Origin of the sequence: Fenollaria timonensis (assembly GCF_001457835.1) — a bacterium.
GTDB classification, from domain to species: domain Bacteria; phylum Bacillota; class Clostridia; order Tissierellales; family Peptoniphilaceae; genus Fenollaria; species Fenollaria timonensis.
In genome coordinates, this window is the sequence record NZ_LN898229.1 from 580,252 (window position 1) to 592,785 (window position 12,534).

At 39.4% G+C, this 12,534-nt stretch carries 10 protein-coding genes; 8 read left to right on the plus strand and 2 right to left on the minus strand.

What is annotated here, in order from left to right; translation table 11 throughout:
• Window positions 1–298 precede the first annotated feature (298 nt).
• Window positions 299–1,771 carry a hypothetical protein gene (locus BN3004_RS02710; RefSeq protein ID WP_058259725.1) on the minus strand — a complete coding sequence of 491 codons (1,473 nt, stop codon included), beginning with the start codon at window positions 1,769–1,771 and terminating at the stop codon, window positions 299–301.
• A 13-nt stretch (window positions 1,772–1,784) separates the two neighbouring features.
• Entirely contained in the window at window positions 1,785–3,836 is a 2,052-nt protein-coding gene (locus BN3004_RS02715) for an efflux RND transporter permease subunit (protein ID WP_058259726.1), read from the minus strand.
• A 176-nt stretch (window positions 3,837–4,012) separates the two neighbouring features.
• On the opposite strand from BN3004_RS02715, the gene BN3004_RS02720 reads away from it, so the two are divergent.
• From BN3004_RS02720 to BN3004_RS02750, 8 genes are all read left to right on the plus strand, one after another.
• Window positions 4,013–4,588 (plus strand): TetR/AcrR family transcriptional regulator C-terminal domain-containing protein, encoded by a 576-nt coding sequence (locus tag BN3004_RS02720; RefSeq protein ID WP_058259727.1) that lies wholly within the window; start codon window positions 4,013–4,015, stop codon window positions 4,586–4,588.
• 486 nt (window positions 4,589–5,074) lie between these two features.
• Complete coding sequence (locus BN3004_RS02725; RefSeq protein ID WP_058259728.1) at window positions 5,075–6,349, plus strand: alpha/beta fold hydrolase; 1,275 nt, start codon at window positions 5,075–5,077, stop codon at window positions 6,347–6,349.
• Window positions 6,350–6,485: 136 nt separating this feature from the next.
• Window positions 6,486–7,034, plus strand: coding sequence for a helix-turn-helix domain-containing protein (locus BN3004_RS02730; protein ID WP_058259729.1), 549 nt, complete (start codon window positions 6,486–6,488; stop codon window positions 7,032–7,034).
• Complete coding sequence (locus BN3004_RS02735; protein WP_242854170.1) at window positions 7,022–7,873, plus strand: IS3 family transposase; 852 nt, start codon at window positions 7,022–7,024, stop codon at window positions 7,871–7,873. Before BN3004_RS02730 ends, BN3004_RS02735 begins: the two co-directional genes overlap by 13 nt.
• A 948-nt stretch (window positions 7,874–8,821) precedes the next feature.
• Window positions 8,822–9,379, plus strand: a complete 558-nt coding sequence (locus tag BN3004_RS02740) for a TetR/AcrR family transcriptional regulator (RefSeq protein WP_058259730.1) — start codon at window positions 8,822–8,824, stop codon at window positions 9,377–9,379.
• 100 nt (window positions 9,380–9,479) lie between these two features.
• Entirely contained in the window at window positions 9,480–10,811 is a 1,332-nt protein-coding gene (locus BN3004_RS02745; protein ID WP_058259731.1) for a radical SAM/SPASM domain-containing protein, read from the plus strand.
• A gap of 323 nt (window positions 10,812–11,134) precedes the next feature.
• Window positions 11,135–11,281 (plus strand): hypothetical protein, encoded by a 147-nt coding sequence (locus BN3004_RS08340; RefSeq protein ID WP_155995275.1) that lies wholly within the window; start codon window positions 11,135–11,137, stop codon window positions 11,279–11,281.
• 98 nt (window positions 11,282–11,379) lie between these two features.
• The gene (locus BN3004_RS02750) at window positions 11,380–12,453 is read left to right on the plus strand and encodes a stalk domain-containing protein (protein WP_058259732.1); all 1,074 of its coding nucleotides are present in this window, start codon (window positions 11,380–11,382) and stop codon (window positions 12,451–12,453) included.
• Window positions 12,454–12,534: the final 81 nt, after the last annotated feature.

Sequence of the window (12,534 nt, forward strand, 5' to 3'; positions counted from 1 at the left end):
TGCGTTAGAATTGCGCCTAAGGCTCGCGCGCTTCGCTTCCTCCCTCAACGTACCCGTTAGTACGATGTCGGTCGGTCGCTCGTTATGCTGCGCCTTATCCATCAATTCTTCCAGCAAAATCTGTACAGTAAATAAGCTTATAAAACAAAAAGAGATCTAAATCAATTTTAAAGAAGATTGGCTATTAATTAAATAACTTAACACAAAAAACAAAGGATAGAGATTTTACTTTTCTCTATCCTTTATTTTTGAGAGGTTTATCTGGAAGGACTTGCCTTCATGTATATATAAATTAAATCTATTTACTAAAGAGTTCTGTAAACTTCTTAAAGACGTTTTTCTTTTCGTCTACTTTCTTTTCGTGGACTTCTTCTTTGACTTCTTCTTCCACTTTTTCTGTTTTTAGCACGAATTGCACGGATCTAACGTTTTCATTTTTCTCTGAAGCGAATGACTTCACATAAGTGCTAGCGCTGTCATTCTTCACGAATTTGTCCTTAACTTCATTTTCTTCGCTCTTTATCTCGTCATATAGCTTCGTAAAGCCTGTTGTAATCTTGTCTGTAGCGACTAGGTAGTCTGAGAGGCTCTTCGTGAAGCTCGCCATGCCCTTAGTCATACTAGAGTTTGCGCTTATTAGCTCACTTGCTTTTGCGCTCATGGCTGTGGCGCCTGCGTTTAGCATTTTGCTCGACTTAGCCGCGCTACTCACTCCGCCCACGTAGTCATTAAGTCCCGCGTCAAAGGCCTTGTATGATTCTTTTATCATGGCAATGGTTTGGGCCATGTTCTTGTCATTTTGCGCAAGTAAAGCGATCTTCTCAAGACCATCTTCCACGCTCTTTGAAGCGGCCTTTAATTCATCAGACTTCGCGTCAATGGCTTCAAGCCCAGCATCAAGTTTTGCTACGCCATCAAAAACTTCTACGCTCTTCTCGATGTAGGATTTGTTTGCGCCCTCAAGCTTATCGTATGAAGCCTTTATATCTCTTGCGCCATTGGCAAGGGGTTTTGTATTTTTATTGATTTTGTAGCTCGCGTCCTTAAGTTTTTGGCTCGCGCTCTTCAAATCGTCTGCCTTTTCCTCAAGTCCAAGGCTTTCAAGGTCGATGTTTAGCTTTAAATCAAGACAATTGATGGAGAAGCCTTCGAATGAAAAGTCCTCTACATCAGCGTTTATGCTTGCTTCAATCCCTGTGTTTGGAAGAGCGATAAAGTTTATAAGCTTCATCTCGCCTTCATTTGCAAGAGAGGCCTTGTCTGAAGATATGTTCTTAAACTTCTTTGTGTCGAGCTTAGTCGAGACTTCAAGTGTGTATTTTTCAAAGAACTCCTTGTCCATGGCAGGGTTTTCCTTGATGCTAAGTTTGATCTCGGCCTCGCCAGACTTGCCCTTAATTTCTTTTGCGCTCATTTCCTTGCCATCCATGTAATATTTTACGCTAACTAGCCAAGGAAGAGTCTTATCGTCCATGTCGCCTTGGTAGTAGAACCTATCTTTATCGCTTGCAAATGTGATTTTATCAGCGTTCATCTTGACATCGGCTTCTGAGTTTAAGGCCTTGACCTTAGTGTAGCGTCCGTAGTCTTCCTTAGCGCCTTTACTAAAAATATTCACAATGCTAAGGCTATTGACCTCGCCATCGCTTCCTAAACTAGCGTAGACAACCTCTTCCTTCGCATTATCACTCGCTGCTAAGATGGGCGTCATCGCCATAAATATCATTACGAGGCACAAAACGCCCGCGAATAATCTTTTCTTTTTATCCATAATATCACCTTTCTTAATTAACAAATTCTGTGTTTTTCGTAGTTTTTTGAATAAGTCCGTCGAGACTATATAGTAGGCCCGGCAAAACGAAGAGCACTATGACTAGTGAAGCTGTCGTTCCTATCGCAAGCAGGTAGCCCAGCTGCGAGATCAGGCCGTGAGTTGAGAACTTTCCTAGCAAGATGCCGACAACTATCATCGCGGTAGCTGATGTCAGTATCGAAACGGCCGTCATTGACACTGTGTTAATGGCTGCATCCGCCTTGTTCAAGGACTTTCTCTCTTCAAGGTATCTCTCGCTCAAAAGTATCGCGTAATCAACTGTCGCCCCAAGCTGTATCGATGAAATGATGAGGTAGGCGATGTAGAAGACGCTCGATGAGCGGTAGTAAGGCACCGACATGTTTATATATATGGCTGTCTCGATGGCTGCGACCAAGAGTATAGGAAGGCTTAAGGACTTTTCTGTAAGCAATAAAACTATAAATACGGCGGCGATGGCTATGATATTAACGGTAGTCATGTCCGCTGTTACAGTGTTTTTAAGGTCATAAGTCGATACGCCTTCGCCAAGTAGGTAGTATTCGCCGTAGTACTTACTGATTGCGGCCTTGATATCGTCGATGAGCTTGTAAGTGTCTTCGCCTTCGAAGTCCGCGTCGACCGAAACTATCATCCTAGTATAATTATCAGAGTTTAGCTTCTTTAGGTCGCTCTCGTCCAAAAAGCTAGTCGGTATCGTCTCTCCAACCATGTCCACATAAGAGATAACGCTCTTAACCTTGCTCATGGACCTCAAATCATCAGAAAGACGCCTTTCCTTTTCTAAGTTTCCAAGAGGCACCAAGATCGCGTAGTTATCTTCAGCGCCGAACTTTTCCTCGATGGCGATATTGTCTTGGCCGAGCTTAGTATCTGGGCCAAAGATGTGTGAAGTGCCGAAGTAGTATGAGTTTTTGCTCGCCGCTAAAAAGCTTGGCACTATTAATAATAAGAAGACCACGATGTAGGCACTCTTGTGTTTAAAAACGTGGCGCGCGAAGCCGTCAAAGCTTGGAATGAAGCGTTTGTGGCTAGTCTTGTCGATGTACTTATCAAAGTGCAAAATGATGACAGGTGCAAGCGTAAATACAGTTAGAAGCGAGATGAATACGCCCTTTGCAAGCGCTAGGCCAAGGTCTGGACCTATCTTAAATTGCATAAAGACAAGGGCCAAGAAACCGATGATGGTAGTCAGAGCCGACGAAAGTATCGACGAGAACGACATATCAAGCGCCTCGACCATTGCCTCCTTCTTGTCATTCGTCTTGAGCTTTTCCTCTTTAAACCTGTGCATTACAAAGACAGTGTAGTCCATGGACACGGCGAGTAGAAGTATGTTGCCCGCAGCGTTTGTCACGAATGATATCTCTCCGAAGATGATGTTCGTGCCCGCATTTATAAGTATGGCAGTCGCTAGTGAAAGCATGATGATGACGGGCTCGATCCACGCATCAGTCGTTAAAATCAGTATAAGTATTGTAAATAGCACACCGATGATAGTTACGATGATGATCTCATTAACAGAGTTAGTCGTAGCGATGGCAGTGTTCACGGCAGAGCCAGTCATGGCCGCGTCTTCACCTATAATCTCTCTGATTGCCTCAGTCGATTCAATCGCCTTGTCCTCATCCACGGCAATGTTTATAAGCGCAGAGCCGTCTTTGTAGTAGCTATCTAGATGCTTTTGATCCATGAAGTCCATGGGCTTCATCACATCTTCGAAATCATTTAGCCAGCTGACAGTTTTGACGCCATCCACCATTTTGATGGCGCTGATAGTATCCAAAACCTCGCTGACATCCTTCTTTGGAAGCATGACGCGCACGTTAAAGATGTCCTCATCAAACTCTTCCTTCATCTTGTCAATGGCGACAGACGAGTCGCTCTTTTCTGGCAAGTAGTCATTAATCTTGTAGTTAACCCGAATCTTCGGGTACGAAACTATTGAAAAGACTAGCAAAATCACAAAGATCGATACTATTAGTCTAGGCTTTTCAATAAGCTTTGCAAAAATCTTTTTCACAAAATTATCCCCTTTCTTTAATCTAGTACATATTATAGCCAGATATAAGCTAAGTTAAACTGGTCAATTTACACGTTTTTGTGAGATATGGGACAAAATTATTATATTTGATGGACAAATATGTATTAAAAGCGCAGCTATTATTATAAATCGGGTATAATATAAGTGGTGATACAATGAAAAACGAAGAAATTTCGACTATGACCAAGAAAAAATTGGCAGAGTCATTAAAAAAACAAATGAAAAAGAAAAGCCTAAGCAAAATCACAATTTCAGATATAGTTAAGGACTGCGACGTCAACAGAAAGACCTTCTACTACCACTTCATCGGCATCGAAGAGCTCTTCAAGTGGATGCTCGAGGAGGAGGCGGTTCACGTCGTGAAAAATTTCGACGTAAAGAAGGACCACAAAGAGGCGATACTCTTCGTTATGGACTACATAGAGAGCAATCAGGATATACTTAATTGCGCCTACGACTCGATTGGAAGAGAAGGGCTAAAGGACTTCTTTTACGACGATTTCTACGAGGTCGTACTAAAAGTGATTGAAACGACAGAAGAAGATATGGATATAGCCCTGGACCCAGACTTCAAGGACTTTCTGTGCAAGATGTATGCGGGCGCCATCGCTAACATGATTATCGACTACTTTTACTCGAGAAAGCACATTGACCACGAGAAGATCGCAAATTATATAGCGCTGATAGTATCATCTTCAATAAAGAGTTCGATTGAGGAGTATATGAAGTAGATTTTGCGTTCGTGCGAAGCACCAAGGTTCTCGGGGCCCATCCAAAGCAAAGCTTTGATGATGGGTGAGGTTCTTCGAATTGCGCCTAAGGCTCGCTAATTTCATACACCAAGAGAACGAGTGAAACGAAGTTCGATTGGCTATGTATGATTTATTCCAGAGATCACAAAGGTGTCGAGTTAAGCGAAGACAGCTTTGATTGATCTTACGGATCGCTTCGCTTCCTCCCTCAACGTACCCGTTAGTACGATATCGGTCGGTCGCTCGTTATGCTGCGCCTTATCCATCATAGCGCAAAGGTTCTTGCACATTTATGTGCGAGGTTCTTCTTCTCTTCGCAAAATTTAATTAGCGATGGATCAACGATTTATAAAAGTTTATAAATTAACAAAGGATAGAGAAAATTAAAATCTCTATCCTATTTTTATTGAAAGCTGATATAAGCTATGATATAATCAGTGTATACTTAATTAGGAGATGTATATCATGACGCTTATAAAAAATTTATTAGATAAAGTAGGCGAGACAGAAAAAGCTAGTTCGCAAAAGAAAAGTACAAAGGATGAGGGTTATAAAAGGCCTATCATCTTCATTCCTGGCATTACCGGCAGCGAGCTATTTAGTATCGATGAAAAGTATGTGGATGATTTTGAGAGAAGCACTGGGATGATATCTAAGGACAAAGAGGGCTTTGCTAAGAGGATTTGGATACCACTTGTTAATGATGTAGGAGAAATTAATCAAGAGCTAAACATAAACAACGAGCTATATGGTCTTCAAGAGGGCGACCTTAGAAACTCTAGGATCTTTGATAGGCACACAGGACCAGCTTCGGCAAATGCAGTGCTTTTAAACGCCTTGCTTCTAAAGTTTCCGGATAGACCCATCTACCAGTTCTCATACGATTGGAGAAAGACAAATACGCTTACTTGTAAAAAGCTTGACAGTTTTATCAAGAGTATAAATCATGAGGAAAAAGTAAAGGTCGACATCGTTGCACATAGCATGGGAGGCATAGTTAGCGCCCATTACTTTCGTGAGCACGATAAAAGAGTTGAAAAGTACGTTTCTCTTTGTACGCCTTACGAGGGAGCACCGCACGCCTATAATCAAATGAGCAGCGGCAATATATTTGGCAATTTTAAGGACATAGTTTTGGAAAAGCTATTTGGCGTAGAAAAGGACGTTGTTTATGCTTATGATGGCCTTGTTGAGCTGTATCCAACAACGCAGATGCTTAAAGCGTATCCATATCAATGGGTGAAGGATAAAAAGACTTTTGAAAAAGTCGTATCGAAGAAGTACAAAAACTACGAAGACCTTATCATGCAGCTGCACAACTTGAACGCAGCAGAGGACATCAAGCCAAGCAAAGTTCAAAAAGAGATAAAAAACTATCTTGGAATTACGCGATATGAAGAATTTTTAAGGAAAGCTAAAAACTATAGAAAGTACAAAAGCTTTTTACATAGCGTAAGCTTACTTAATAGGCCAAAATCTATGTTTATAGTGGCAGATGGCACTCAAACACAAGTTTCTGGCTGCTATATAAAAGATGAGAACGACAAGATAATTACAAGAGAGCTAGTAACAAAAGAGGGCGACGGACTAGTGCCACTGTATTCAGCGTGTATGGGCTACAAGCTTGACGAGATGCCAAAAGAGCTTAGAAAGAAGTTTAAAGTGTTTAAGGGAACACACCCTGGTATGCTTATGGACCTTAGAGCGCTTGATAGCGTATGTAAATTTTTAAAAGATTGATGATATAAAGTGGATTAGCCGTCCACTTTTTTTATCTATATAGAGTAAAAAACCCTCCTTACCATTTTAAGTAAAGAGGGTAGATATCATGATATGTACCCTCTTTACTGGACAAACCAGTAAGGAGGGTATTTTTATGCGATATAGTTATGAATTAAAAAAAGAATGCGTAGAACTATACAAACAAGGAAAGTGGATGGAACCACCAGAAGGAGTTACACAAGAAGCTTTCAGGAAAAAAATTAGGTATTGGGTCAGACTTGTAGATTTTCATGGAGAAGAGATACTTAAACACAAAGAACAGGATAAGAAGTGGTCTGCAGAAGAAAAATTTAAATGGGTATCAAAAGTGTTGGCTGGAAACTCTTGTTTGTCCGTAGCAATAGAAGCTGGTATTTCGGATGGCCAACTTTACACTTGGGTTGATAAATATAAAAATTTTGGGTATAATTCTCTTGAAATTAAGAAGAGAGGAAGACCATCTAAAATGAATGATAAGGATGAAAACACTAATATAGATCCAAAGCCACTTAACGAATCCGAACGAGAAGAGCTTATTCGTTTAAGAGAAGAAGTCAGATATTTAAAAACAGAGCGAGCAGTCGAAAAAAAATTAGACGCCTTGAGAAGGGAAAAATATGCTGCATATCTCAAGGCGAAAAAGCAGCAGTCATCAGAGAATTAAGAAATGAAGGCCACATACTAAAAGACCTTTTAAGTGCTATGAACCTACCTAAATCAACATACTACTACGAATTAAGTAAAGTTGACCAAGTTGATCTAAGAAACAAAGAAATCAAAGAAAAGATACAAGAAATATTTACCTCAAACAAAGGTAGATACGGAGTAAGAAGAGTGCATCAAGCACTTTTAAGTAAAGGATATATAGTTAACCACAAAAGAGTTCAAAGACTTATGCACAATATGCAGCTTCTAGGTAAGAGACCAAAAGAAAAGTATCATTCATATATGGGTAAAGTTGGTAAAGTAGCTGATAACATCATAAACAGAGACTTCACATCAACAAAGCCATGTGCTAAGTGGACTACAGATGTATCTCAATTTAACTTCTCGTGGGGTAAATGCTACCTATCGCCAATATTAGATATGTACACAAACGAAATCATCTCATACGACTTATCTTTACACCCAAACCTAGAGCAAGTATCAAGAATGCTTAATAGAGCATTTGAAAAGTTTCCATGCGTAGAAGGCTTAATCATGCACTCAGACCAAGGCTGGCAATATCAAAACAGCTACTACATCAAAGAATTAGAAAAACATAAAATAACTCAGTCAATGTCAAGAAAAGGAAACTGCTACGATAACTGCATAATGGAAACATTCTTTGGAAGACTAAAAACAGAGATGTATTATGGATGTGAAAGAGAGTTTAAAACATTTGAAGAGTTTTCAAAAGCAATTGATGAATATATATACTACTATAATAACGAAAGGATTCAGAAGAAAACAAAATGGATGCCACCTACTTTGTATAGGTTAGCATCCATGAATGTAAACTAAATATTAATGTGTCCAGTTTTCTGGGTACACATCATCATCTCTGACCTTGTTTATGTCTAGATTAATATATTTTCAAATAAAAACTTATAAAATCTCTTTAGCATTTGAGCTTATCTGCTGCCGCAAGCAGAGTTTGAAGAGCAAAGGAGCCAGAACAAACAGATTGAAGAACCCCGTCCATAAATGGACGAGAACCTTTGCGCTATGCTGAGATTGGCGTTTGAACGCAAAAAAAGAACCTCGCCCATAAATGGTCGAGAACCTTGTGCTTCGCGAAAAAAGCTAATATTTAAAAATATTAGCTTACCATCCCTTGACGATTCTCTTTAGGTTCAATCATCGCTTTAACTACTTCCTTTCGTTCGTGTGCTTCAAAAGAACATCTTATACATCCTTTCTTAGCGATCTTCCTTTGTAGATTCATCCATATGCCCTTCATTGTTTAATTTTCACCTTGAAAAGATAAATAATTCTCCTTTTACAGAGATAAATGAATGTCTTTTCATAGTCGTGACTTTTTTACACATGTCATCTACCATCGTCATAAATATTAAATTTTATTTCTAAATTACCTCCACTAATAAATATCTTATTCTTCTTATATAAGAATTAAGAGAATATGATTAAACAAGCACTTCAGCAGCTATTGCCACTTAAGGTTCATCTAATTTAGACTTTATTTACCTTTGATCCACATTTCGCTCTCAAATAGTAAAACTTAAGCCATTCATTCCTTGCTAAAATATTTAGCTTCGTATCTATATTAAGTCAAGGGATGGAGCTAATTTTCTTTAGATAGAATTATCTTTCTTCTATCTTGATTACATTATAGCACGGTAAACCGATTATGTCAAGTACTTTTTTAAAAATCATACTTTAGTAGTATGTATGCATCTCCATTGATATAATTTTAGAAAAATGGGTAGATATACTTAAAGGGGTGTTTATATGGCGAACTACACACAAAGGCTGATTATTGACACGTTTAATGAGATGCTTGACCGTATGCCATTCGACAAGATTACGGTGACGGCTCTGATCAAGGAGTGCCAAATCGGCAGAAATACTTTTTACTACCACTACCAAGACATCTACGAACTATTGGACGAGGCACTTGCTGAGTGGCTAGAGGGCCACATCGAGTCGACTTCGGCTCAGTCGTGGCAGGACGTTGCCAAGGCGATACTATACTCATGCGCCCTGCACAAGAAGAGGATTTACAACGTTTACAACTCTTTATCGTGTGACCAAATCTGCTTTTATGTATTTGAGAGGATCTCTTCGACCGTCTCTTTGTATATGGAGGAGTACGCGCGAATAACGGGCGGCGACACAGCTCGTGCAAAGATGGTTTCTGAGATGATTACATATACTCTCAGTGGTTATTTTATGCGCTTTTTGTGGAATGATATGCAAGACGACATCGACGATGGCATTGATAAGCTTGGTGTGATCTTTGACGAGCTGATTGACTCTTTTGATGGGGGCCTTGGTACAGATAAATAAATATGTCCTAATTTGAACAATTCTTCTAGATTGCATATTCACAAGACCATGGGCTTGGTGATATGCTATATTGTAGAATAGTAAAAAAGGAGGATTATATATGAGTGTTTCTACTACATTAGCCAAATTTGGCTTAACTAAGGCATTTAATCATCTATACAAGGACCCTGAGGCGAATTTACTTGAGGCTATGGACTGGGCAGATAAGTTTTCAAACGGCGGCTTTGCTAATCAAAGAGCGGCCATTCGTAAGGCTATAAGTGACCCAAGTGATCCATACTACCCATATGTTCGTCACATACTTAATGATGTTGACCCAGAAATTGTCAAGACTTTGATCGTAAATTTCTTTATCAATGGTAACTTGGTCGGCGGCCCTATTCAAGAGGAGCTTAGACAAAAGTACAACTGCAATATACCGTGGACTATACTTTTAGATCCAACATCGGCTTGTAATCTGCATTGCACAGGTTGCTGGGCTGCGGAATATGGCAATAAATTGAATTTATCATATGACGAAATCGACGATATAATCAAGCAAGGCAAGGAAATGGGTGTTTATTTCTACATATACACTGGCGGCGAACCGCTTGTTAGAAAGGACGATTTGATTCGTCTATGCGAAAAACACGATGACTGCGTATTTATGGCCTTTACGAATGGCACGCTAATAGATGAGACCTTCGCGGACGAGATGCTACGTGTGAAGAACTTCGTTCCGTCCATATCCTTGGAGGGCTCTAAAGAGGCGACTGACTCAAGACGTGGAGACGGTGTCTACGACAAGGCTGTCAAGGCGATGAAGCTATTGCGCGAAAAGAAACTTTTATACGGAATTTCATGCTGCTACACTAGTGAAAACTACGACTCAATCACATCCGAAGCTTATTGGGACATGATGATTGAGATGGGAGCCTACTTTGTATGGTACTTCCACTACATGCCAGTTGGCAACGACGCTAGCGTTGAGCTTATGCCAAACCCAGAACAAAGAGAGCTTGTTTACAGAAGAATTAGAGAACAAAGAGCTAGAAAGCCGTTGTTCGCTATGGACTTCCAAAACGACGCTGAATTTGTTGGCGGCTGCATCGCAGGCGGCAAAAACTACTTACACATAAACGCAAACGGCGACCTTGATCCGTGCGTTTTTATACACTACTCCGACTCGAATATCAGAGAAAAAACTATACTCGAAGCATTGAGATCACCACTGTTCATGGCATACCACGACGGACACCCATTCAACGACAACATGCTTAGACCTTGCCCAATGCTTGAAAACCCTGAACTTTTAAGGGAAATGGTAAAGAAAACCGGCGCCAAATCTACAGACCTTGAGTCTCCAGAAAGCGTTGACCACTTGTGCAACAAGTGCGAAAATTACGCTAAGCATTGGAAACCAAAGGCTGAAGAGCTTTGGAGCGCAAAATAAAATACTCTCTAAAGATCTGCCCATTGACGTGGGCAGATTTTTTGTGCACTGCTATTGACATATTTATGATTATGGCGGTAGAAGTATAGATAAAACTTATAATGATGGCAAAACTATTGATATATTTATAATTATGCCAGCGAAAGTATAGATAAATTTTATGAACCTTGGGTATATATATACTGGTGATAATTATGAAAGTTGAAATAAAAGAAAGAGCAGCTCAAAGACTTAATGAGCTAAATGTTAACGAGCACGAGGACAAGGTCCTGCGCATAAGGCTACTCAACTACTCATGAAGGGGCGCCGTTTATGGCGTGACTTTGGATAAGTTAAATGAAAACGACATAGTGATTGAGGTCGATGGCTTTAGTGTTTGCGTGAACAAGAATATGGATTATATTGAGAAATTTACGATAGATTATTCGACGAATCCACTGGCGAAGGGCTTTCAGGTCTATGTGGATTAATTTTATCAAAGCATTTCTATAAACACAGGGTACGCCTTGTGTTTATTTTTATGCTTTTGGGTATAAATGTTTTGTAATAAAATTTTAAGGAGGACATTATGAAGAAGAAAATTTCTATGCTATTAGCAATACTTATGCTGATAACTATCATTCCAACTGCATTTGCAGACGGAGCAAAAGAGATGAAGGCTGTTAAATCTAGCCAAAAGATTACACTTGACAAGGAAGTTGTTGAGGTGGCTGCTTACAATATAGCAGGTAGCAACTACTTAAAGCTTCGTGACGTTGCTACAATTATGACTGGCAAAAAGAAACAATTCAACATTGATTACAATGCTGAAAGAAAATTAATTGTTGTTGAGACTGGAAAGCCATATACAAAGCTTGAAAGTGACTTAAAACCTATCAAGGAAGCGAGTGCTAAGGCAATACTTTCTGAAAAGGAAATAATTTTAAATGGCGACGACGAAGACATTGACACAGCTTTTATCAATGAATCAAACTACGTAAAGCTTCGTGATATAGCAAAGATTGCGAATTTCTACGTTGGCTATGATGAAGCTAGTCAAACTGTTATACTAAAGAGTGATGAAGCTTATCTTGACAATGACGACAAAAATGATGACAAAGATGATGACGATGACAAAGAAGACAAAAAAGATGATGACAAGAAAGTCAGCGAATTAAGTATCTATGATCTATATGAATTTGATGGCGACAAAGATAATATCTTAGAAGACATCAAAGAAAACAACTATACTTTAATAAATCTATGGTCAACAGCTTCAAAAGAATCAATTGACGAACTTACTGCAATTGCTAAGCTTGAAGAAGAATATGACGACAAAGAAGACAAAGCTGGTAACGACAGACTAGGAGTTATCGGAATTGTTATGGACATCGCTCCATACAAAGAAGGCTTAAGCGAAAAAGAAGCAGCAGATCGCAAGGCAGCTATTGCAAAGGCTAGCGAAGCACTTAAGAACGCAAAAGTTGACTACGACAACTACACATTATCTACAGAAGCTAAAGAACACTTCGATAAAATTGCCAAAACTTACCCAACATCAATCATTGTTGACAAGACAGGCAAGGTAGTAAAGACTATAGAAGGCACAAAGGGATACGAAGAGCTTAAGAAAATAGTTGATATATACGTTATTTTACGCTAAATAGCGGATGGAACTCAAAATACAAAAAACAAGGGCATATGGTTTAGACCATATGCCCATTCTATTTTTTTAAGTGTATTA

Coding starts and splice junctions, on each gene's coding strand:
- BN3004_RS02725 (WP_058259728.1), top strand. CDS start 5,075: ATGACGCTTATAAAAAATTTATTAGATAAAGTAGGCGAGACAGAAAAA.
- BN3004_RS02745 (WP_058259731.1), top strand. CDS start 9,480: ATGAGTGTTTCTACTACATTAGCCAAATTTGGCTTAACTAAGGCATTT.
- BN3004_RS02750 (WP_058259732.1), top strand. CDS start 11,380: ATGAAGAAGAAAATTTCTATGCTATTAGCAATACTTATGCTGATAACT.
- BN3004_RS02740 (WP_058259730.1), top strand. CDS start 8,822: ATGGCGAACTACACACAAAGGCTGATTATTGACACGTTTAATGAGATG.
- BN3004_RS02710 (WP_058259725.1), bottom strand. CDS start 1,771: ATGGATAAAAAGAAAAGATTATTCGCGGGCGTTTTGTGCCTCGTAATG.
- BN3004_RS02720 (WP_058259727.1), top strand. CDS start 4,013: ATGAAAAACGAAGAAATTTCGACTATGACCAAGAAAAAATTGGCAGAG.
- BN3004_RS02730 (WP_058259729.1), top strand. CDS start 6,486: ATGCGATATAGTTATGAATTAAAAAAAGAATGCGTAGAACTATACAAA.